We start from the raw sequence: 21,245 nt of genomic DNA, 5'->3' as shown, positions 1-21,245 counted from the left end.
TGTGGCCGCGGCCGGATCACTCGGCGGCGTTGGCGCTTTCGGCGATCATCGCCTCCAGCTCGTGCAGGTTCTCCTGCACGCGCTGCATGCCCAGCTCACCGCCCTGCTGCATCAGTCGCGGCATCAGGCTCACCGTCTTGATGCCCAGCGGCGTACGGTAGAACGCGGTCAGCTCACGCAGTTCATCAGCGGTGAAGGCTTCGGCGTAGATGCGCACGAGGTCCGGTTTCAGGCTGGCATAGCTCATGTGCTTGCGCAGGAAGCGGCGCATGCCTTCCTCGTGCTGGCGCAGCATGGGCTCCTGCTGGACCTGCGCGGACAGCACGGTGTCGATGGACTCGGCCAGCAGCTGCTCGAGGTTGACCGACTCCAGCAGTGCCTCGGCGGCCTGCAGTGTGACGTCGTCGGCCGCGCGCGCGGGCAGCGCGAAGTTGACTGCGGAAGAGAGGACAAGCAGCAGGTTGAGCAGGGTCTTCATGTCGGAGGCTCCGTGTGCAGGTGAAAGCATCGTACTGCAATGCAGCAAGAAAAAGCCCGGAAAACCCGGCATTTCCGGCTGCAGCAGACGTCACCATCTCCGCTCCGCCCTATGGCTATACTGGCGCGCGGCTTCGCATTCCAAGTTGTCGAACCCCAGGGAGGAAAGACCCACATGTTGGAGCAATACGCGATCTGGCTGGCGCTCGGGTGTGCCGGACTGGCCATTATCTACGGCATTTTCTCGGCGCAATGGATCCTCAGGCAGAACGCCGGCAATGAACGCATGCAGGCGATCGCCGGTGCGATCCAGGAAGGTGCCAGCGCCTACCTGCGACGGCAGTACACGACCATCGGCATCGTCGGCGTCGTGCTGTTCCTGCTCATCGGGTTCGTTCCGCAGCTGGGATGGACGACGGCCATCGGCTTCGCGGTCGGCGCCATTCTTTCCGGCCTTGCCGGTTTCATCGGCATGTTCGTCTCGGTGCGCGCGAACGTCCGCACGACGCAGGCGGCGACGGTCGGCCTCAACGAGGCACTGGCGGTCAGCTTCCGCGGCGGTGCCGTCACCGGCCTGCTGGTCGTGGGACTGGGTCTGCTCGGCGTCGCCGGTTATTTCCTGTTCGTGATCGGTGGCGGCCGTGACGCCCATGCCGTCGAATCGGCGCTGCAGCCGATGATCGGCCTGGCCTTCGGTTCCTCGCTGATCTCGATCTTCGCGCGCCTGGGCGGCGGCATCTTCACCAAGGGTGCCGACGTCGGTGCCGACCTGGTCGGCAAGGTGGAAGCCGGCATCCCCGAAGACGATCCGCGCAATCCGGCAGTGATCGCCGACAACGTCGGCGACAACGTGGGCGACTGCGCCGGCATGGCCGCCGACCTGTTCGAAACCTACGCGGTGACCATCATCGCCTCGATGCTGATCGCCGGCATCGCCTTCGCGACCTTCGGCTGGGCCGGCGTGATCTTCCCGCTGGTGCTCGGTGCGGCCGCGATCATCGCCTCGGTGATCGGCACCTTCTTCGTGAAGGTCAAGCCGGGCGGCAAGATCATGAACGCGCTCTACCGCGGCCTGGCCGTCTCCGGCGTGCTGGCGGCGATCGCGTTCTTCTTCATCGCCCGCGAGATGTTCCCGGTCGCGCTGGCGATGCCCCTGTTCTACTGCGCCATCATCGGCCTGGTGCTGACGGCCGCGCTGGTCATCATCACCGAGTACTACACCGCGACCGAGTACAAACCGGTGCAGGATGTCGCCCGCGCTTCGGTGACCGGCCACGGCACCAACGTGATCGCCGGCCTTGCGGTGTCGATGAAGTCCACGGCGGCACCGGTGATCGCCGTGGTCGCCTCGATCTGGGGCTGCTTCCAGCTCGCCGGCGGCGAAACCAGCTACGTCAACGGCCTCTACGGCATTGCCATCGCGGCCACCGCCATGCTGTCGATGGCCGGCATGATCGTGGCGCTGGACGCCTACGGCCCGATCACCGACAACGCCGGCGGCATCGCCGAGATGAGCGGGCTGCCGCCGGAGATCCGCGACACCACCGACGCGCTCGACGCCGTCGGCAATACCACCAAGGCGGTCACCAAGGGCTATGCCATCGGCTCGGCCGGCCTGGCTGCGCTGGTGCTGTTCGCCGACTACGCGCACAAGCTCAACTCGGCCGGCACCGCGGTGGATTTCCGCATCGACCGTCCGGACGTGATCATCGGCCTGTTGATCGGCGGCCTGATTCCCTACCTGTTCGGCGCCATGGCGATGCAGGCCGTGGGGCGTGCCGCCGGCGCGGTGGTCGAGGAAGTGCGCCGCCAGTTCCGCAGCATCAAGGGCATCATGGAAGGGACCGGCAAGCCGGAATACGACAAGGCCGTGGACCTGCTGACCAAGGCGGCGATCAAGGAAATGATCGTGCCTTCGCTGCTGCCGCTGGTGATCCCGGTGCTGGTCGGCCTGCTGCTGGGACCGGCCGCGCTCGGCGGCCTGCTGATCGGCACCATCGTCACCGGCCTGTTCGTCGCCATCTCCATGTGCACGGGTGGCGGCGCCTGGGACAACGCCAAGAAGTACATCGAGGAAGGCCACCACGGCGGCAAGGGCAGTGAAGCCCACAAGGCCGCGGTGACCGGCGACACCGTCGGTGACCCGTACAAGGACACCGCCGGCCCGGCGGTGAACCCGCTGATCAAGGTCACCAACATCGTCGCCCTGCTGCTGGTGCCGCTGCTGTAACGGCCGCGCGTCAGCCGCACCGGAAACCCCGGCCGTGTGCCGGGGTTTTCTTTTCCGGGCAGTCAGTGGCGGCCCTGGCCATCCCCAAGTCATGCCGCGTGCGGAAGGGTACAGGCGGCCCCGTATACTGGCGGCATGGCCAAGCTGTATTTCTATTATTCGGCGATGAACGCCGGCAAGAGCACGACGCTGCTGCAGAGCGCCTACAACTATCGCGAGCGCGGCATGCGCACGCTGATCCTGACGCCGCGTCTGGACGACCGCGCCGGTATCGGCACGGTCAGCTCACGCATCGGCCTGAAGGCACAGGCGCTGGCCTTCGGTGCCGACGACGACCTGCTGGCGCTGGTGCGCGCAGACATCGAGCAGCACGGCGAGCTGCATTGCGTGCTGGTGGACGAGTCACAGTTCCTCAACCGCGACCAGGTCTGGCAGTTGACCGAGGTCGTCGATGCCCTGCGCATTCCCGTGCTCGCCTACGGGCTGCGCACCGATTTCCGCGGCGACCTGTTCCCAGGCAGTGCCCACCTGCTCGCATGGGCGGACGAGCTCAGTGAGATCAAGACGATCTGCCACAGCGGCAGCAAGGCGACCATGGTGGTGCGCGTGGACGACAGTGGCCGCGCGATGACCGAGGGCGCGCAGGTCGAGATCGGTGGCAACGAACGTTACGTGTCCGTGAGCCGCGCCGAATTCAAACGCCTGACCCGTGGCGAAAGCCGTGTCCCGGCCAGCCAGCCACAGTTGCCGATCGACCTGCCGCTGTCGCAGCCCTGATCCACTTCGCAGCCGCGCGACCGCGACCGTGGCCGCGCTGGCGGCGATGGCCCGTTCGACCGGCGCCGACCCTAGCGCGGACAGTGGGTGGCCACATCTGAAAGCCGCGGCTGCTCGGCCGGCGATGCCCGGTCGGCGAGCCCGGCATGCAGCGCGCGTGCCTGCGCGCAGTCACCGGACCGCGCCAGGGCCTGGGCCAGTACCAGCCGGCCGCGCCGGATGCGCGGATGTCCGGCCGGGAACGCGGCTGCGGCGATCCCGTCGGCCTTGCGGGCATGCGCGAGGGCCTGTGCGAAGCGACCTCGCGCCAGTTCCACTTCCGCCAGTCCGGTCTCCACCGCGGCCAGGTCAGGATGGGTCTCGCCCAGTGTCGCGGAGATCGTCGCGGCCGCTTCCTCGAAGCCGCGCTGTGCAGGCTCAAGACGACCCTGCTCCAGTTCGATGAAGGCCAGTCCGCTCAGGCCGACCGCGTAGAGGTGGTGCTTTTCGCCCAGTGCCGTGCGCAGCAGGACCAGGCTTTCGCGCTGCACGGTTTCGGCACGCTCCAGCTGGCCGCCCTGGCGCAGCATGGAGGCATAGTTGCCCAGCAGCGTCGCCACGGTCGGATGCGACGGCCCGTAGGCGGCGCGTGCTTCCGCAACCGCCTGTTCCATGCGCGCCAGCGCCAGATCGGCGGCACCCCGTTCCAGCGCCAGGACCGCGAGCGTGTTGCTGGCCGTGGCGCGCTCTGGATGGCCGTCGGGAAACAGCGCCGACAGCATCTCGTGCGATTCCGCCAGGTAGCGCTCCGCGATGTCGACCTGGCCGCGGCGGCGATGCACGCCACCCAGGTTGGTCAGGCTGGAGGCGATGTCGACATGGCGCGGTCCAAGCAGCTGCCGCCGTGTATCGAGCGCGGCGGCGAGGTTCTCCGCCGCGGCATCGAGGTTGCCGCGCTGCAGCTGGATCACGCCGAGATCGTTGCGATTGCGCGCGACGTCGGTGTGGTGCTCGCCAAGGCGTCCGCGCTGGATGGCAAGCGCCTGTGTCATCGCTGTTTCCGCGCTGTCCAGTTCGCCGCGTGCGTATTCGATGCGCGCCAGCGCGGCCAGTGCTTCGGCCTGCTGCAGCTCGCTGCCGGTGGCCTGCTGCGCGATCGCCACGGCCTCGCGCACCAGTGCACCGGCTTCGTCCTTGCGGTTGCGGTCGGCCAGCACCTGCGCGAGCACGATGCGCACGTCGGCGGCGACGTCATCGCGGTCATTGGCGATGCGGGCCAGCGCCGGACGCAGGACCTGCTCGGCATCGTCGAAGCGTCCTTCGGCGTGGGCGACGCGACCGGTTTCCAGGGCATGGACGACCGGGTCCACGCCTTCGATCGCAGCGGCCTGTTCGAGCAGCACCGTGGCGCGGTCGTACCGGCCGAGCTCGCGCTGCACGCCGGCCAGCGTCAGCAGCAGTTCGGCGCGCAGGGCCGGTTCGTCGGCCAGGCCCTCCAGCAGCTGGCGCTCGCCGCGATCCAGGAGTTCCACGGCGGTGACTTCACGGCCCTGGGCCTGGTTGGGCGCGGCGCCGCGCAGCAGGTCCAGCAGGAAGAGCTTGACGCTTTCCGCCCGCAGCGCCTGCGTCTGCGCCTGTCGCGCCGCCTCGCCGGTCTGCTGCGATTGCCGCCACGTCGCCCAGATGCCGGCGGCCAGGCTGGCCAGGACCAGAACCGCGGCGACCACGCTGATGCGGTGGCGCAGCAGGAAGCGCTCGCTGCGGTACCAGAACGAATCCGGTCGCGCACGCACCGGGCGGTTGTCGAGGTGGCGGTCGATGTCCTCGGCGAATGCGGCCACCGAGGAATAGCGCCGCTGCGGCTGCGCATGCAGCGCCTGGCGCAGGATCATGTCGATGTCGCCGCTGAGGCGTCGGCGCAGCTGTGGCAGCGACAACCGCCGCCGCTGGGCCAGCGCCTCGGCATGTTCGCGACTGCGCAGCACCGCCGATGGCAGCCGCAAGGTGTCGTCGTCGCGGCGCTCCGGTTTCACGCCGACCAGCATCTCGTGCAGCAGCACGCCGAGCGCATAGACATCGGTCGCGGTCGTCGTCGCCTCGCCGCGCCACTGCTCGGGTGCGGCATAGGCCGGCGTCAGCCTGCGCCGCGACGTCTCCGTGACGGTGTGCGCGCTGCGCCCGTCCGGATGTTCGATCAGGCGCGCGATGCCGAAGTCCAGCAGCTTCAGCTTGCCGTCGCTGGACACCAGGATGTTCGACGGCTTCAGGTCGCGATGCACGACCAGCGCGCGGTGCGCGTGCGCGACGGCGTCGCAGACCTGCTGGAACAAGCCAAGGCGCGCTTCCACGGGCAGACGCCCGCGATCGCAGTACTCCGTGATCGGCACGCCTTCGACGTACTCCATGGCGAACCAGGGCACGCCTTCGCGGGTGACACCGCCGTCGATCAGCCGGGCGATGCGCGGATGCTCCAGGCGGGCGAGGATCTGCCGTTCGCGCAGGAAGCGCTGCTGCTCGAAGCGGTCGAGCATGCCGTGGCGCAGGACCTTCACGGCGACCTGCTGTGCGAAATCGCCGCCTTCGCGCTCGGCCAGGAACACGCTGGCCATGCCACCCTGGCCGATCATCCGGATCAGCCGGAACGGTCCCAACAGGCGCCCGCACCAGTCGGCGAGCATCTCCCTGTCCTCGTCCGCCACGTCGTCATCGTTGTCGACCAGCACGCGCGCGATGCGGGTGCTGCCGGCGTCCAGCAGGCCGGGACGCGTCGAGTCGACGATCAGCTGCGCCAGCGCCTCGCGCATGGCCGGCTCGAGGTCGAGGCTCTGCAGCCACGGATCGCGAAGTTTTTCCGGCATGTCGAGCGCGTCGTCGAGCAGTGGCGACAGTTCCGCCCAGCGCTGCTGGATGAAGTCGCGCACCGCGTCAGCTCATCGCGTGGTGGAGGAAGGCGCGCGCCTTGTTCCAGTCGCGATCGACGCTGCGCGTGGAGCGGCCGATGACCTCGGCGGTTTCCTCGAGCGAGAGCCCGGCGAAGAAACGCAGTTCGACCACGCGAGCCAGCGCGGGGTCGGCCTGTTCCAGCCGCGTCAGCGCTTCGTCCAGCGCCAGCATGTCGGCGGCCACCGCTTCGACGCTGGCCTCGCAGTTGTCCCAGTCGACGGGGATCTTGTCGCCACCGCGCTTGGCGGCGCCACGGCGACGCGCGTAGTCGACCAGGATGTTGCGCATGATGGTCGCGGCGTAGCCGAAGAAATGCGCACGGTCGCGCCAGTCGTTGCTGGCACCGGCGGACAGCCGCAGGTAGGCCTCGTGCACCAGCGCCGTCGTCGACAGCGTATGGCCGGCGTTCTCGCGCATCAGGTAGCGATGCGCCAGCGTCCGCAGCTCGTCATAGACCTGCGGCAGCAGCTTTTCCAGTGCGTCGCCGTCGCCCTCTCGGGCGCGGACGAGGAGCACGGTAATGTCGTCGGCCTGGGACACGTCGGGTTCCTGAGCGTTTGCGGCCTATGTTAGCGCCGCAGGCCGTGACGCGCTTCTCAGTGCTGGCAACGCGGGCAGTAGCAACTGGCCCGGCCGGCCAGCCGCAGCGAACGCAGCGGCGTGCCGCAATGGCGGCAGGGCTCGCCTTCGCGGCCGTAGACGGACAGCTCCTGCTCGAAGTAGCCGGGTGCGCCGTCCGGGTCGAGGAAATCACGCAGCGTCGTGCCGCCGCGCCGGATGGCATGGGCGAGGACCGCGCGCACCGCACCGGCGAGGGCATGGAATCGCTCGCGGGAAATCCGGCCAGCCGCGCGCAGCGGGTGGATGCCGGCCCGGAAAAGGGCCTCGGCGGCATAGATGTTGCCAACGCCGACGACGACCGCCTGGTCCATCAGGAAGACCTTGACCGGTGCGCGCCGGCCGCGCGACAGGCGCCAGAGGTGGTCGCCGTCGAAACCGTCGGACAGCGGTTCCGGCCCAAGGCCCTGCAGCAGCGGATGGATCTCGCCGCGTGGTTGCCAGAGCAGGCTGCCGAAGCGGCGCGGATCGCTCAGGCGCAGCAGGCGGCCGTCGTCGAGCAGCAGGTCGGCATGGTCGTGCCTGAGCGCCGGTGTGTCCGCCGGCAGGACCCGCAGCACGCCGCTCATGCCCAGGTGGACGAGCACGTCGCCGGGCGCGGTTTCCAGCAGCAGGTACTTGGCGCGCCGGTGCACGGCGCCGATCGCATTGCCCGGGAGTACCCCGGAGATCTCCGGCGGAATCGGCCAACGCAGGGCTGGCACGCGCAACTGGACGCCGGTGACTACCCGGCCGCGTACATGCGACTCGATTCCGCGACGCGTGGTTTCGACTTCCGGCAACTCGGGCATGTCCGGCAGCTTCCGGCCTTGCCGGCCGGACGGTCAAGCGTTGCCGGCGACCACGACCTCCTGCAGGGGCACGGCCACCCGAGCTTCCTTGGTGCAGCCCCGGCCATCCACGCTGCCGACGCGCAGGCCGAGCAGCACGCGGACGAGATCGCCATAACTGCGCGCCAGCTCCGCATACAGCGTGGCCAGGGCGCTGCCCGCGCGCTCGCCGAGCAGGCCGTAGGCGGTGCGTCCCACTTCCTGGTAGTAGCCGGCATCGACCCGGCGACGCGCGCGCAGCCCAGGGAACAGTCCTGCGATCAGCAGGCAGCGGTCGCCGACATCGCGCAGGCGATCGCTGCCGCAACGGCCGGGTTCGCCGAGCGCATCGAACAGTTCGATGGCCATGATGCGTCCGGACAGCGTCGCATCCCGTGCGTGCCGGATCAGGGTGAAGACCAGATAGCTTTCCTGGCTTTCGCTGAGCCGCACATGCAGGCGTTGCTGTGCCTGCTGCAGCTCGCTCTGCCAGACCTGGGCCGCCGTGCCTGTGGTCATCTGCATGGCCGTGTACTCCGTATTGCAAGTCGCCTGGACGAGCATCGACAGGACCCGGACGCAAGGCAAGCCAGCACTCGCCCCAACCTGCTGCTGACAAGGGGGCCGACCTTCGGGACGGTCCCGTAACGACTGCTTCACATGCGCGGGACGCGGCCGTGGAAAATGAACCGGACACTTATCCGGAGTCCCTATCGGAATGGAACTGGAAACCGGCTGGACGCTGCTGCTGTTCGTCGCGGTGGGGTTCGGCGCCCAGATCATCGATGGCGCGCTGGGCATGGCCTATGGCCTGATCTCGACTTCGGTCCTGCTGGCGCTGGGCGTGCCGCCGGCACAGGCCAGCGCCAGCGTGCACGCGGCGGAAATGGTCACCACCGGCATCTCCGGCGGCGCCCATGCCTGGTTCGGCAATGTCGACCGGCAGCTGTTCATGCGGCTGGTGGTGCCCGGCTGCCTCGGCGGCGTCGCCGGCGCCCTGCTGGCGTCGCGGCTGTCGCCGGACGTGCTGAAGCCGCTGGTGCTCGGCTATCTGGTGCTGATGGGCCTGTTCGTGCTCTGGCGGGGCTGGCGGCAGCGCGCGGCCCGGCGCGATGCACGCTTCGTCCCCGCCATCGGTGTGGGTGCCGGCTTCCTCGACGCCATCGGTGGCGGCGGCTGGGGCCCGATGGCGACCTCGACCCTGCTCGCCCAGGGCACGCCGCCCCGGCATACCGTCGGCAGCGTCAATGCCGCCGAATTTTTCGTGACCACCGCCATCACCATCGCCTTCGTCAGCGAGATGGGTTTCAACTTCGGCATGGTGACGCTCGGCCTGCTGCTCGGCGGCGGGCTGGCCGCGCCGCTGGCCGCCTGGGTGGTCCGGCATGTCCCGCAGCGGGGGCTGCTGCTGGGTGTGGGCGTCCTGATCCTGGCCATCGCCGGCATCCAGATCCTGCGCCTGGTCTAGCCGGGGCGGCGCGACAGCCGCCGCGGCGGGCCGCGGGTAGCGCCGGGATTGCCCCAAGGTCCGGGGTCGGGCCATCGCCGCTCGTGGCAGAATGCCGCGGATTGATGCGCCGGCGCGCGCGTCGCCCCCGGCATGGCATGAGGAGTTCCATGAGCGAGAAAATCTATCCCAGCGCCCAGGCGGCCCTGGATGGCCTGATCCAGGATGGCCATACACTGGCCGTTGGCGGCTTCGGCCTCTGCGGCATTCCCGAAGCGCTGATCGCCGCCCTGCGTGACACCGGCAGGACGGGACTGACGGTCGTCTCCAACAACGCCGGCGTCGACGGCTTCGGCCTCGGCCTGCTGCTGGAGACGCGGCAGATCCGCAAGATGATTTCGTCCTATGTCGGCGAGAACAAGGAGTTCGAGCGCCAGTTCCTCGCCGGCGAACTGGAGCTGGAGTTCACGCCGCAGGGCACGCTGGCCGAGCGCCTGCGCGCCGGTGGCGCCGGCATCCCGGCCTTCTTCACCAAGACCGGCTTCGGCACCATCGTCGCCGATGGCAAGGAAACCCGCGAGTTCGACGGCGAGTGGTACGTCATGGAACGCGGCATCCGCGTCGACGTCGCTCTGGTCAAAGCCTGGAAGGCCGACAAGGCCGGCAACCTGGTGTTCCGAAAGACCGCGCGCAACTTCAACCCGATGGCCGCCACTGCCGGCAGGGTCTGCGTCGCCGAGGTCGAGGAGATCGTCGAGGTCGGCGACATCGATCCCGACCACGTCCACCTGCCCGGCATCTACGTCGACCGCATCGTCCTGAACGCGCAGCCCGAGAAGCGCATCGAACAACGCACGGTGAGCAAGTAACCATGGCCTGGAATCGTGACGAAATGGCGCAGCGCGCCGCCAAGGAACTGCAGGACGGCTTTTACGTCAACCTGGGCATCGGCCTGCCGACGCTGGTGGCGAACTACATCCCGGAAGGCATGGACGTGTGGCTGCAGAGCGAGAACGGACTGCTCGGCATCGACCGTTTTCCCTACGAGGACGAAATCGATGCCGACCTGATCAATGCCGGCAAGCAGACCATCACCGCGCGCAAGGGCGCGGCGTTCTTCTCCAGCGCCGACTCCTTCGCGATGATCCGCGGCGGCCACATCAACCTGTCCATCCTCGGCGCCATGCAGGTGTCGGGCAAGGGCGACCTCGCCAACTGGATGATCCCCGGCAAGATGGTCAAGGGCATGGGCGGCGCGATGGACCTCGTCGCCGGCGTGAAGCGCGTCGTCGTGCTGATGGAACACGTCGCCAAGGGCGATGCGCACAAGATCGTCGCCGAGTGCTCGTTGCCGCTGACCGGGGTCGGCTGCGTCCACCGCATCATCACCGACCTGTGCGTGCTCGACGTGACCCCGGACGGACTCAAGCTGGTCGAGCTGGCACCGGACGTGTCTTTCGAGGAAGTCCAGGCCAAGACCGGCGTCCCGGTGCTGGCCTGAGCGCCACCCGGTCGCAACAGTCCGTCAGGCCTTCGCCGGCGGTGACGGGCTGTTCGCCGGCGTCCCGTCCGGCGAGCGCGGGCACTCCGCCACGCCATGCACGCTGACGCGGTTGCGGCCTTCGGACTTGGCGCAATACAGCGCGATGTCGGCGTGGATCAGCAGCGCATCCAGGCTGCCGCCGGGCGAAGGCGCGGCCATCGCCACGCCGAAGCTGGCACTGACGGAAAAGCGCGGGCCGGCGAGCGACGTATCGATCGATGAAATGGCCTCGCGGCAGCGGTTGGCCAGCACCAGTGCGGTTTCCACGTCGGCGCCGGCACGGAGGATCGCGAATTCCTCGCCACCCAGGCGGGCGAACAGGTCGCCCTCCCCGCACAGCGCACTCACTCGGCGGGCCACCTCGGCCAGCACCCAGTCGCCGCAGGCGTGACCGTGGCGGTCGTTGATCGACTTGAAAGCGTCCAGGTCGAACATGACCAGCGCCGCGGGGCGACCGCGTTGCGCGCATTCCTCGAGGATCTGCGGTGCGCGCTCGCTGAAGTAGAGGCGGTTGCTGATGCCGGTCAGCGCGTCGGTCTGCGCGAGGCGACGGAACCGCAACTGCTCGCGCTTGGTGAGGTAGGCCCACAGCGCGATGGACGCCAGCAGCACGACCAGCATCGCGATCGCCAGCCGGTTGTTGTTGGCGGCCTGCTTGTTGACCTCGCTTTCAAGCTCCAGCAGCTTGTTGCGCTGGTTGAGCAGCTCGATGGTATGCGTCTTCTGCAGGCTGTCGTGCTGGGCCAGCTGGTAGGCCAGTTCACGCGCCTTGATATCGTCGATATAGGCGCGATCGACGGCGGCCCAGCGCCGGTGGTGCGCCAGCGCACTGGCGGCATCCCCGCGCATCTCCGCCTCACGCGAGAGGACGCGAAAGGCGGTCACCAGCGGCAACGAAAATTCCACGCCCTCGCTGGCGTCGATCGCGCGCTGGGCGTGCCGCCGCGCGGCTGCGGCATCGCCGAGCGCCAGCCGGGCTTCCGCCAGCAAGGCGTGGTGTTCGGCAATGAGTCGCGGGTATTCGGAGCTTGCGACGGCGTCTAGGCGGCTCTCGAGCAGCCGCGCCGCAGCGGCCGCATCGCCGCCGTTGAACAGGACGCGTGCCTGGAAGCCGCGGACGAATTCCGAGAGCAGCTGTTCGCCATGCCGCTCGCACTCCTCGACACTGCCGTCCAGGCCACGGGCATCCGAGGGCAGCCGGCCCAGGGCGAACAGGGCTTCCAGCCGCATGATGCCGGCAATGCAGCGGCTGCGTCCGCTTGCCGGCTCGCCGAGGGTGATATCGACGTAGCGAAGCGCAAGGTCGTACTGGCCGGCCTGGTTGTAGAGGATGGCAGCGGCGAGGTAACCCTGGTGCCGGATGTTGGTGTCCTCGATGGCGGGAAGCATCGCCAGTGCCTGGTTCAATGCATCCAGCCCGGCCGCGAAATCCCGGGTCCCCGCGTAGTTGTTGGCGAGGAATGCCGTGGCGCGGAAACGCGTCGATACGTCGGTCGCTTCCGTCGCCAGCTCCCGCAGCGCGGCAATCGCCTGCGGGAACTGTCCGTCCAGCGACATGCGGTATATCTGCAGGTAACGCAGCTGCTCCAGCTGGACCTGCGAAGCCGCGGACGTCAGCTGTTCCATCCGTTCAAGCATTGAACGGAACGCCCGGGGGTCTGCCGACTTGACGTCGTCGGCACGACGCAGCAGTGCATCGAACTCATCCGGCACGACCGCAACGGACAGCGCGGCCGGAATGAAAAGACCCAGCAGCAGTGCCAGCAGCCGGGTCAGCAACGGGCCGCGCGGCGGAACCGGCCAGCGCAGGCAAACCTGTGTGCTGGCCGGTCCGGCTGCCTCGTCGGGAGGACGCGTCGGCTCCAGCAGGAGCCGACCGGCAAGATCACGATGCCTCATCGCGCCGTCATCGCTGTTGCGTTGGCATTGCAGGTATCACATCCACCCTCAGGCGGCAGCGCGCACCTCGCTGTCGGGCTTCTCGTCCTCCTGCGGCTGCTCGCCATCGGGCTCGGCGGGAGCGAGCACCATCATCATGGTCGTGCGTCCGCCGAGGGCCGCCGACAGTGCGGCGACGTCGCCCCCCATCAACGCCGCGCGCAACGCGGGGGCCAGGTCCAGGGTTTCCATCCGGCTCGCGAATTCCGCGGAATCCACCGCTCCGGCACCGATTTCGCGACCCAGCGACTCAAGTAAACGGATGACATTCGACATCTGGTACTCCTTCGTTTGATAGGGGTGACACGACACATCAACCCGCCGCCGGCGCCGGATCGACTTCATCCAGCCTGGCAATGCGGGACATCATGCCTGCATCGGGCCGCAGTGCATGCACGGGCGGCAAGACCAGGGTCGATTGCAAGCGCAATTCAGCGTCGGGCAGGTCACGTAGCGCCAGCACGTCGGCGCGCGGCCGCTGGATGGCCAGCGTGGCCGCTTCGTAGAGGGTGACCGCGTGGTCCAGCGGATAATCCTCCGACAACCGGTCCACCAGCAACGCGCGGTGCGCCCTGCCGCTGGCATAGCGCCGATGGCTGCGGTCGCCCGCAAGCGAGACCTGCCACAGCACCAGGTAGGCGGACGGGTCGATCCTGCGGCGGTAGAGCAGGAACTGGCTGGCTTCGAAATGGGCGCAACCGACCTCGCCTGGATCGATGCCGAGGTCCGCGTACAGGCAGTCCTCGGCGGAAATTCCCGGCTCCATCACGGCGGCGAAGCCTTCCGCGCGGGCCAGCGCGACAGCGCGGTGCGGCATGCGTGCGAACACGCCGGGATGGCCATAGAAGACGCCGCACACACGTCGGCCGGCACGCAGTTCGGCCATGATCAGGGCAAGCATCTCGTCGTAGGTGCGGTGGCGCGATTTGCCTTCGGCATAACAGGACTGAAGGCTGCGCACGTCGGCGTGCATGTCCTCGACCCACAGCTCGACCAGCGGATCCGACACGGCGGCGAACACGACGTCGGCTGACCGGATTTCGGCCTCGGCGCGCGGGCTCAGGTGGCCACCCAGCAACATGCCGAGTCCCACGCAGGCCAGTCTGCCGTTGGCGGCCATGATCTCTCCCAATCAACCGGACCGTTACGATACTTCATCGGCTGACGAAGTGGCGCCCCTCCATGCCTGCGCACTCAAAGTCCAGACGCGGCGACCTGCTTCGTCCGTCAACTCCGGCCGCTCCGTGAATCGCAATCGCCGGCATACCGATGCGGCGGCTTCATGTCCCGGACGATAACGCATCAAAAGGCGTGGGGCGCCCTGGTTTTCGATGAGCTCGGCGCAGACGCGACGCAATGCGGCGACCGCCCATCCCTGTCCCTGCCACGCGGGCAACAGCATTGCGCCCAGTTCGATGTCCGCCGCCTGCACGCGCCAGCCGACGAGGCCGATACGCCGTCGCGCCGGACCCAGCAGGATGGTCCAGCAATGCGCGCGCGGCGCGGGCCCGTGCATGGACGCGAGCAGGGCGTCGGCGCTGCGCAGGCCGGCACGCCGGTCGAGGGGCGGACCGACACGGGACATCAAGGCCAGGTCGGCGTAGATGCGCGCATAGAAGCGCCGGTCACGTCTCCCCAGCGCCCGCAGGCGCAATGGACCCGTTGACAGGACCGGCGACTTCACGGCACGGCCGGTCCCGCCTGCACGCTGTCCTGCGCTTGCGCCGGAGGGGCTTCCGGATCGACGCCGAGGAAGCCGCCGGACTGGCGACGCCACAGCGCCGCATACAGGCCATTGGCACGCAGCAGTTCCTCGTGGCTGCCGGATTCGACGATGCGGCCCCCGTCCATCACGACCAGGCGGTCCAGCACCGCGATGGTGGACAGGCGATGCGCGATGGCGATGACCGTCTTGCCTTCCATCAGCGTGTACAGCTGCTCCTGGATCGCCGCCTCCACTTCCGAATCCAGCGCCGAGGTCGCCTCGTCGAGCACGAGGATCGGCGCATCTTTCAGCAGTACGCGCGCAATCGCGATGCGCTGGCGCTGGCCGCCGCTGAGCTTGACGCCGCGCTCGCCGACATGGGCGTCATGGCCACGCCGGCCCTTGGCATCGACCAGATCCGGGATGAAGGCATCGGCATGGGCCTGGCGGGCGGCACGCTCGACCGCCGCCTGGTCGGCATCGGGTCGGCCGTAGGCGATGTTGTCCCGGATCGAGCGGTGCAGCAGCGAGGTATCCTGCGTGACCATGCCGATCGCCTGCCGCAGCGATTCCTGGCTGACCGTGGCGATGTCCTGGCCGTCGATCAGGATGCGCCCGCCGTTGACGTCGTAGAAACGCAACAGCAGGTTCACCAGCGTCGACTTGCCGGCACCGGAGCGGCCGACGATGCCGACCTTCTCGCCGGGCTGGATGTGCAGGTCCAGTCCGTCGAAAACCTGCACGCGCTCGCCGTAATGGAACTTCACCGCCTCGAAGCGGATGCCGCCGCGGCTGACGGCGAGTGCGGGTGCGCCGGGCACGTCGACGACGGCCGGCGGCTGGGTCAGCGTATTCATGCCGTCCTGCACGGTGCCGATGTTCTCGAACAGGCCGGCCACTTCCCACAGGATCCACTCCGACATGCCGCGGATGCGCAGCACCAGCGCAATCGCCACCGCGACGGCGCCCAGCGACGTCGAACCGGCCTGCCAGGCGAAGATCGCCAGTGCACCGATGCCGCCCAGCAGCAGGCCGTTGAGAGAATGCAGGCACAGGTTCAACCAGGTGACCATGCGCATCTGCCGGTGCACGGTGTCCATGAATCCCTGCATCGCGTCACGCGCGTAGGCTTCCTCGCGGCGGCTGTGGGCGAACAGCTTGACGGTCTGGATGTTGGTGTAACTGTCGACGATGCGGCCGGTCATTTCGGCGCGCGCATCGGCCTGCGCGGCACCGATGCGCTGCAGGCGCGGCACGAACACGGCCAGGATCGTGATGTAGCCGGCCAGCCAGCCCAGCAGCGGCAGGACCATCCAGCCGTCGGCGCGACCGACGAGCACCGCGGTGCCGATGAAATAGACGGCGACGTAGACGAAGACATCAAGCAGCTTGATGACGGTTTCGCGGATCGCCAGCGCGCTCTGCATCACCTTGGCACCGACGCGTCCGGCGAACTCGTCCTGGAAAAAGCCCAGGCTCTGGCCGAGCAGGTGCCGGTGCGCCAGCCAGCGGATGCGCATCGGGTAGTTGCCGAACAGGCCCTGGTGCAGCAGCAGCGAATGCGTGAACACCAGCAGCGGGTGGCCGAGCACCACCAGCGCCGCCATCAGCAGCAAGCGATGGCCGTGCTGGTCCCACATCGACTCGCGATCCGTGGCGCCAAGCCAGTCGACGAGGCTGCCCATGAAATCGAAGAAGGCGATTTCGACCACCGAGACCATCGCGGTCAGCACCGCGATCACGACCAGAAGCGGCAGCATCGGCCGCGAGTAATGCATCACGAACGGCAGGAAACCGCGCGGCGGCACCACCGGCGGGGCCGGCGGATACGGATCGACCAGCCGCTCGAAGAAGGAGAACAGGCGCATCGGGGTCACACCGGCATCACGTCACAAGGTTGGCGAGTATGCACGAGCGCGACCGCATGCCTGCTGAGCCGCAAAAAGAACCGCGGGCGACAGGCGCCCGCGGTCGGGGAATGCTCAGCGGGTTCCGGCGGCGCGGACCGGGAATGGCGGACGCGGCGGCGTCGTCCTCGGCGTGCGCTCCAGCAGCTCCAGGGCGACGGCGATGGCGCGGTCCAGCTGCGGATCCCGGCCGGCGGCGACATCGGCCGGCCACTGCTCGACCTCGATGTCCGGCGCCACGCCCTCGTTCTCGATGTTGAAACCCTCCTCGGTCAGGATCGCCAGGTTGGGCGCGGTGACCTGGCCACCATCGACCAGGGACGGGAACCCGAGGATGCCGACCAGTCCGCCCCAGGTGCGCTTGCCGACGATCGGTCCCAGTTCGAAGCGCCGGAACATCCACGGCAGCAGGTCGCCACCCGAGCCGGCCAGCTCGTCGGTGATCATCACCTTCGGGCCGTGGATGGCACCGCGCGGGCTGACCAGTTCGTCGCCGTAGCGCAACACCCAGCGCGCGATGAACGGCCGGCGCAGGATGTCGATGTAGTAGTCGGCGATCAGGCCGCCGCCGTTGAAGCGCTCGTCGATGACCAGGCCTTCGCGGTTGGACTGCGGATAGAAGTAGCGCTTGAACGCCGTGTGCCCGCCGGCGGCGGTGTCCGGCACATGCACGTAGGCCAGGCGGCCGCCACTCTTTTCGGTGACATAGCGCTGGTTGCCTTCGACCCAGGCCAGGTAGCGCAGCTGCGATTCGTCCTCGATCGGCACCACGGTCACTTCTCGGCTGCCGCGGCCATCGGCGTTCGGACCGACCGTCAGCCGCACCTGGCGGCCGGCGCGATGCTCGAACGCAGCATGGACGCTGGTCGGCGCACGCAGTTCGACACCATCGACCGCGAGCAGGAATTCGCCTTCACCGACATTCACGCCGGGGGTGCGCAGCGGCGCGCGCAAGGCCGGATTCCAGTTCAGGCCGCCGAGCACGCGCTTGAAGCGGTAGCGGTCACCGACCACTTCGTAATCGGCGCCGAGCAGGCCGACCTTCACGCGTTCCGGCTTGAACGCTTCGTCACCCGGCGAAAGGTAGCTGTGTCCGACCGCCAGCTCGCTGAGCATCATCTGGATGACGCGGTCGAGGTCGTTGCGGGTTGCCAGGTGCGGCAGGAAGGCGCGGTACTTTTCCCGCATCGCCGGCCAGTCGGCACCGTGATAGTTGTCCGCATAGAACCAGTCGCGGTTGATGCGCCAGGCCTCGTCGAGGATCTGCGCCCATTCGGCGCGCGGATCGACGCGCACGCCGATGCGGCCGAGGGCCAGCTTGCCCTTGCCCGCGGGCAGCTCGTCGGCGATATCGCTGACGAACCAGTCCTGCCCGATCTGCCAGGCGATGCGCTTGCCGTCACGCGACAGATGGAAGGCTTCGACAGCGGAGGCCAGCGTCTTCACCTCGCGGTCGCTGAGGCGGAAGCGCTTGAGCTCGCCCGGCCCGCCGAAGGCGGCGAACGAGGTATTGCCCTTCGTCTCGATGAAGAAGATCTCTCCGGAAGCGCCAACGCGGAGGCTGTGGCGGGTGCCGGTGCCGGCGGGCAGCGAGACGATGCGGTCACCCAGGCCCTCGGCGTCGATGCGCACGGTCGGCGTCGCCGGTGCATCCTTGCCCTTGCCGTCGTCAGCATTCGCGGCCGTCGCCACGGCGACTTCATCGCTCTGCGGTGGCACAGGATCCGGGCCGTCCGCACGCAGCGTGACCGCATACAGTCCGAACGTCATCGCATTGTCGATGCTGATCTGCGAAAACCAGTCCTTCAGCGGACCGGCATCGGTGGACGCGAGCACGTAGAGGAATTCGCCGCCCGGATCGAACGCCGGCTCCAGCATTTCCGACATGCCGTCGGTGATCTGGATCGACTGGCCGGATTCAACCGACCACGCATGCACGGTCTGCAGCAGGCCGGCGTTCTGCACCGTATAGGCCAGCCAGCGCGAATCCGGCGACCAGTTGGCACTCATCAGGAACAGTGGCGAGTAAACCGGTTCGGATGCGATCTTGCGGTTGCGGCCATTCGCCAGCTCGATCACCCACAGCGACTGGCTGTTGTCCTGGTAGGCGATGTAGCGTCCATCGGGCGACCACAGCGCACGCGCATAGGCGCCGGCGCCTTCGAGCCTGTAGCGACGCGGCTCACCGCGTCCGTCCTGGGCGCCCACCAGCAACTCGTACTCGCCGGAGACATCCGAGAACCAGGCGATGGACGCGCCATCCGGCGACCAGGCCGGTGAATGTTCGTTGGCGGCCGGCGTGTGCGTGAGCTGTCGCGGATCGCCCTTGTCCGCCGGCACGGTGACGATCTCGCCGCGGTAGTTGAAGACCATGCGCTTGAGATCAGGCGATGCCGCGGCCTGGCGGATCCACTTCACGTCGCTGGCCATTCGCGGCCGCGTTTCCAGCAGGTCGGACACCGCCGAGACGCGGATGCGCTCGACTTCTCCGCTGCCGGTATCCAGGCGATGCAGCGCACCGCCGTGTTCGAAGACGATGCCGCCGGCGTGATCGGGCGACGGTGAACGTACCGGGAAATCCGCCAGCGCCGTCAGCTGCGTCGCCCCGCCCGTGGCGGCGTCATGGCGGAACAGGTTGAACTCGCCGGCGCGGTCGGAATTGAAGTACAGCGTGTCGCCGATCCACAGCGGATCGGTATCGTTGCTGCCGCCCGCCGGCTTCGGAATCTCGCGGACCGAAAGGTCGGCCATGTCGAGCAGCCAGATGCGCGTCTGCGTGCCGCCACGATAGTTCTTCCATTGGCCGAAGGCATCGCGCTGCGGCGTGTACGCCAGCGTGCGGCCATCCGGCGACAGCGCCGCCTTGCTGCCGGACGGCACCGGCAACCGCGTGGGCACGCCGCCGGCGACCGGTACCGTGTACAGCGATCCCAGCCGGCGCACGGCCGTGCCTTCGTCGGACTCGTAGATCACCGACGTGCCGTCAGGCGTGAACCCGCGCAGCATGTCGTTGCCGGGATGCCAGGTCAGGCGACGCGGCTCGCCTCCGGTCGCCGGCATGACATAGACATCGAGATTGCCGCCGTAGTCGGCGGAAAACGCCAGCCAGCGCCCATCCGGTGAGAACCGCGGACCACGCTCGCGGCCGGGCGCGTGCGTCAGCCTGCGCGCACCACCACCGGTGCGTGCGGCCAGCCAGAGATCGTTGTCGTAGGTGAAAGCCAGCAGCGCGCCGTGCGCGGTGGGCTGGTCGACCATGCGTGTGTCCTGCAGGTCGATGGCGAATACGGGCAGCGCCAGCAATGACGTGGCGAGCAGCGTGGACAGGCGGCGCATGGTCCATTCCTCCATCAATGGTGCGACGAGCTTAGCCACGCGCCCGGGCGTCGCCATGTGCCGATCGCCATGGGCGTCGGCGTCCTCTTCCGCTCGCGCGGGCCGTGGCCGCTGCGGCCAGATGCGCCCGGCTCTTGCAGTCGCGCCACCCGCCCAGCCGTTGCGGGGCGCGGGACGGCAGGGCGCAGGTGACCCCGTGGCCAGGTCCGATCGGATCCGACTGGGCGGGGCTGCGCGGATGTTCGGGCCGGGCCGCCGTCTGTACGGGATAACCAGCGCCGTACTGTTTTTCGGGCATGCTGGCCGCACGCTGGCCCCGGACTGTTGCCGCCCGCGTTGATCGACGAGGCGCGGGCGGGTTCGCCGTCTGCGCTGGCAGCCGGCATTCCCGCGGATTTCCACCATCCGGATTGCGCGAAACATGCCTCTCCGTACCCACCCCAAGGATCCCGACATGAGCACGAAAATCGCCCTGGTCACTGGTGCCACCCGGGGCATCGGTCTTGAAACGGTCCGGCAACTGGCGCAGGCGGGCGTGCAGGCGCTGCTGGCCGGTCGCGACCGGGCCCGGGCGGAGGCGGTCGCAGGCACCCTCGCCGCCGACGGCCTCGACGTCAGTGCCATCGCGCTGGATGTCGAAGACGCGGACGGCATCGCCGCCGCCGCGCGCGAAGTGGAACAACGCCACGGCCGCCTCGACATCCTGGTCAACAACGCCGGCGTCCTGCTCGACCGCCCCGAAGAAGCCGGGATCGGTTCCTCACTGCAGGTCTGGCGACGCACGTTCGAGACCAACGTGTTCGGTCTGGTCGCGGTGACGCAGGCCTTCCTGCCGCTGCTGCGACGTTCGCGGGCCGGCCGCATCGTCAACGTGTCGAGCATCCTCGGTTCGCTGGCACTCCACAGCGATCCCGCGTCGCCGATCTACGACTTCAAGGTGCCGGCCTACAACAGCTCGAAATCGGCGGTGAACGCCTGGACCCTGCAGCTGGCGTGGCTGCTTCGCGATACGCCGATCAAGGTCAATGCCGTCCACCCCGGCTATGTGCGCACTGACATGAATGGGGGTGAAGGCCAGCTGTCCATTGCGGAAGGTGCACGCAGCAGCGTGCGCATGGCGCTGCTCGATGACGAGGGGCCGAGCGGCACCTTCACGCATGACGGCGCAACGCTGCCCTGGTAGTCGCCGCATGCTGGCCATGGCCGCGCGACCTGCACCCGCGCTGCGTCGTCAGACGAGGGCTACGGCCGTCGCCTGTTGCGATGGACTGCTGCCGCCGACAGCGGGCATCGCCCTCGCATCGCAGGCAATGTAACGCCGTGCCCCTACGGCCGGCATGCGGCGACCGAGACCGGCGTGCACGGCGTTGCCGACTCGACGGCACCACAGCCTGCAGAGGCCGCGCTCCGGGCAGCGTGCTGGACGCCGGCCGCTGACCGGTCCAGCGCCGTACAAGCGCCGTTATGGCAAGGCTGGATATGTTTGTCCGTCTCGCTGGCGGATGGCCGGCGCACCGCCCGACGACGCCCGATGCG

The 21,245-nt window shown here is 68.4% G+C and carries 17 protein-coding genes; 6 read left to right on the top strand and 11 right to left on the bottom strand.

Annotation, left to right across the window (positions count from 1 at the left end; all coding sequences use genetic code 11):
• Positions 1–16: 16 nt before the first annotated feature.
• Positions 17–478 carry a DUF2059 domain-containing protein gene (locus tag EDC25_RS10645; RefSeq protein ID WP_164484071.1) on the bottom strand — a complete coding sequence of 154 codons (462 nt, stop codon included), beginning with the start codon at positions 476–478 and terminating at the stop codon, positions 17–19.
• Positions 479–652: 174 nt separating this feature from the next.
• Here EDC25_RS10645 and EDC25_RS10640 point away from each other — a divergent pair, with 174 nt between their 5' ends.
• Positions 653–2,707, top strand: a complete 2,055-nt coding sequence (locus EDC25_RS10640; RefSeq protein ID WP_123522378.1) for a sodium-translocating pyrophosphatase — start codon at positions 653–655, stop codon at positions 2,705–2,707.
• 135 nt (positions 2,708–2,842) lie between these two features.
• Entirely contained in the window at positions 2,843–3,484 is a 642-nt protein-coding gene (locus EDC25_RS10635; RefSeq protein WP_123522379.1) for a thymidine kinase, read from the top strand.
• 71 nt (positions 3,485–3,555) lie between these two features.
• Here the strand turns inward: EDC25_RS10635 and EDC25_RS10630 are convergent, their stop codons facing one another.
• The 4 genes from EDC25_RS10630 to EDC25_RS10615 are packed head-to-tail and all read right to left on the bottom strand — an operon-like array spanning position 3,556 to position 8,358.
• Positions 3,556–6,384, bottom strand: coding sequence for a serine/threonine-protein kinase (locus EDC25_RS10630; RefSeq protein ID WP_123522380.1), 2,829 nt, complete (start codon positions 6,382–6,384; stop codon positions 3,556–3,558).
• A gap of 4 nt (positions 6,385–6,388) precedes the next feature.
• Entirely contained in the window at positions 6,389–6,946 is a 558-nt protein-coding gene (locus tag EDC25_RS10625; RefSeq protein WP_123522381.1) for a sigma-70 family RNA polymerase sigma factor, read from the bottom strand.
• A 56-nt stretch (positions 6,947–7,002) separates the two neighbouring features.
• Positions 7,003–7,815 (bottom strand): bifunctional DNA-formamidopyrimidine glycosylase/DNA-(apurinic or apyrimidinic site) lyase, encoded by an 813-nt coding sequence (gene mutM / locus EDC25_RS10620; protein ID WP_123522382.1) that lies wholly within the window; start codon positions 7,813–7,815, stop codon positions 7,003–7,005.
• A 33-nt stretch (positions 7,816–7,848) separates the two neighbouring features.
• Entirely contained in the window at positions 7,849–8,358 is a 510-nt protein-coding gene (locus tag EDC25_RS10615; protein WP_132577495.1) for a hypothetical protein, read from the bottom strand.
• Positions 8,359–8,551: 193 nt separating this feature from the next.
• Here EDC25_RS10615 and EDC25_RS10610 point away from each other — a divergent pair, with 193 nt between their 5' ends.
• The 3 genes from EDC25_RS10610 to EDC25_RS10600 all read left to right on the top strand — a co-directional run bounded on the left by EDC25_RS10610 (position 8,552) and on the right by EDC25_RS10600 (position 10,781).
• Positions 8,552–9,301: a sulfite exporter TauE/SafE family protein gene (locus EDC25_RS10610; RefSeq protein WP_123522384.1), complete on the top strand. Its 750-nt coding sequence runs from the start codon at positions 8,552–8,554 to the stop codon at positions 9,299–9,301.
• A gap of 149 nt (positions 9,302–9,450) precedes the next feature.
• Positions 9,451–10,149 carry a CoA transferase subunit A gene (locus EDC25_RS10605; protein WP_377600047.1) on the top strand — a complete coding sequence of 233 codons (699 nt, stop codon included), beginning with the start codon at positions 9,451–9,453 and terminating at the stop codon, positions 10,147–10,149.
• A gap of 2 nt (positions 10,150–10,151) precedes the next feature.
• Entirely contained in the window at positions 10,152–10,781 is a 630-nt protein-coding gene (locus tag EDC25_RS10600) for a CoA transferase subunit B (protein WP_123522386.1), read from the top strand.
• A gap of 24 nt (positions 10,782–10,805) precedes the next feature.
• On the opposite strand, the gene EDC25_RS10595 is transcribed toward EDC25_RS10600, so the two are convergent.
• The 6 genes from EDC25_RS10595 to EDC25_RS10570 form a co-directional block, all read right to left on the bottom strand.
• Entirely contained in the window at positions 10,806–12,722 is a 1,917-nt protein-coding gene (locus tag EDC25_RS10595) for a GGDEF domain-containing protein (RefSeq protein ID WP_132577494.1), read from the bottom strand.
• A gap of 48 nt (positions 12,723–12,770) precedes the next feature.
• On the bottom strand, positions 12,771–13,037 hold the full coding sequence (locus EDC25_RS10590) for a hypothetical protein (protein ID WP_132577493.1): 267 nt from the start codon (positions 13,035–13,037) through the stop codon (positions 12,771–12,773).
• 37 nt (positions 13,038–13,074) lie between these two features.
• Positions 13,075–13,881 carry an SAM-dependent methyltransferase gene (locus tag EDC25_RS10585; RefSeq protein ID WP_205984996.1) on the bottom strand — a complete coding sequence of 269 codons (807 nt, stop codon included), beginning with the start codon at positions 13,879–13,881 and terminating at the stop codon, positions 13,075–13,077.
• 24 nt (positions 13,882–13,905) lie between these two features.
• A complete protein-coding gene (locus EDC25_RS10580; RefSeq protein ID WP_164484072.1) occupies positions 13,906–14,445 on the bottom strand; it encodes a GNAT family N-acetyltransferase in 540 nt (179 codons plus the stop codon).
• The gene (locus EDC25_RS10575) at positions 14,442–16,328 is read right to left on the bottom strand and encodes an ATP-binding cassette domain-containing protein (RefSeq protein ID WP_205985000.1); all 1,887 of its coding nucleotides are present in this window, start codon (positions 16,326–16,328) and stop codon (positions 14,442–14,444) included. Before EDC25_RS10575 ends, EDC25_RS10580 begins: the two co-directional genes overlap by 4 nt.
• A gap of 120 nt (positions 16,329–16,448) precedes the next feature.
• Positions 16,449–19,709 (bottom strand): S41 family peptidase, encoded by a 3,261-nt coding sequence (locus tag EDC25_RS10570; protein ID WP_123522414.1) that lies wholly within the window; start codon positions 19,707–19,709, stop codon positions 16,449–16,451.
• 454 nt (positions 19,710–20,163) lie between these two features.
• Here EDC25_RS10570 and EDC25_RS10565 point away from each other — a divergent pair, with 454 nt between their 5' ends.
• Entirely contained in the window at positions 20,164–20,892 is a 729-nt protein-coding gene (locus EDC25_RS10565; RefSeq protein ID WP_132577492.1) for an SDR family oxidoreductase, read from the top strand.
• Positions 20,893–21,245 lie beyond the last annotated feature (353 nt).

This window comes from Pseudofulvimonas gallinarii (assembly GCF_004343305.1).
Lineage (GTDB): Bacteria > Pseudomonadota > Gammaproteobacteria > Xanthomonadales > UBA2363 > Pseudofulvimonas > Pseudofulvimonas gallinarii.
This window is presented reverse-complemented; position numbering and strand designations above follow the sequence as displayed.

Bases quoted from the DNA above. Each gene is read 5' to 3' on its own strand.
- EDC25_RS10645 (WP_164484071.1), bottom strand. From the start codon at position 478: ATGAAGACCCTGCTCAACCTGCTGCTTGTCCTCTCTTCCGCAGTCAAC.
- EDC25_RS10640 (WP_123522378.1), top strand. From the start codon at position 653: ATGTTGGAGCAATACGCGATCTGGCTGGCGCTCGGGTGTGCCGGACTG.
- EDC25_RS10635 (WP_123522379.1), top strand. From the start codon at position 2,843: ATGGCCAAGCTGTATTTCTATTATTCGGCGATGAACGCCGGCAAGAGC.
- mutM (WP_123522382.1), bottom strand. From the start codon at position 7,815: ATGCCCGAGTTGCCGGAAGTCGAAACCACGCGTCGCGGAATCGAGTCG.
- EDC25_RS10615 (WP_132577495.1), bottom strand. From the start codon at position 8,358: ATGCAGATGACCACAGGCACGGCGGCCCAGGTCTGGCAGAGCGAGCTG.
- EDC25_RS10610 (WP_123522384.1), top strand. From the start codon at position 8,552: ATGGAACTGGAAACCGGCTGGACGCTGCTGCTGTTCGTCGCGGTGGGG.
- EDC25_RS10605 (WP_377600047.1), top strand. From the start codon at position 9,451: ATGAGCGAGAAAATCTATCCCAGCGCCCAGGCGGCCCTGGATGGCCTG.
- EDC25_RS10600 (WP_123522386.1), top strand. From the start codon at position 10,152: ATGGCCTGGAATCGTGACGAAATGGCGCAGCGCGCCGCCAAGGAACTG.
- EDC25_RS10595 (WP_132577494.1), bottom strand. From the start codon at position 12,722: ATGAGGCATCGTGATCTTGCCGGTCGGCTCCTGCTGGAGCCGACGCGT.
- EDC25_RS10590 (WP_132577493.1), bottom strand. From the start codon at position 13,037: ATGTCGAATGTCATCCGTTTACTTGAGTCGCTGGGTCGCGAAATCGGT.
- EDC25_RS10585 (WP_205984996.1), bottom strand. From the start codon at position 13,881: ATGGCCGCCAACGGCAGACTGGCCTGCGTGGGACTCGGCATGTTGCTG.
- EDC25_RS10570 (WP_123522414.1), bottom strand. From the start codon at position 19,709: ATGCGCCGCCTGTCCACGCTGCTCGCCACGTCATTGCTGGCGCTGCCC.
- EDC25_RS10565 (WP_132577492.1), top strand. From the start codon at position 20,164: ATGAGCACGAAAATCGCCCTGGTCACTGGTGCCACCCGGGGCATCGGT.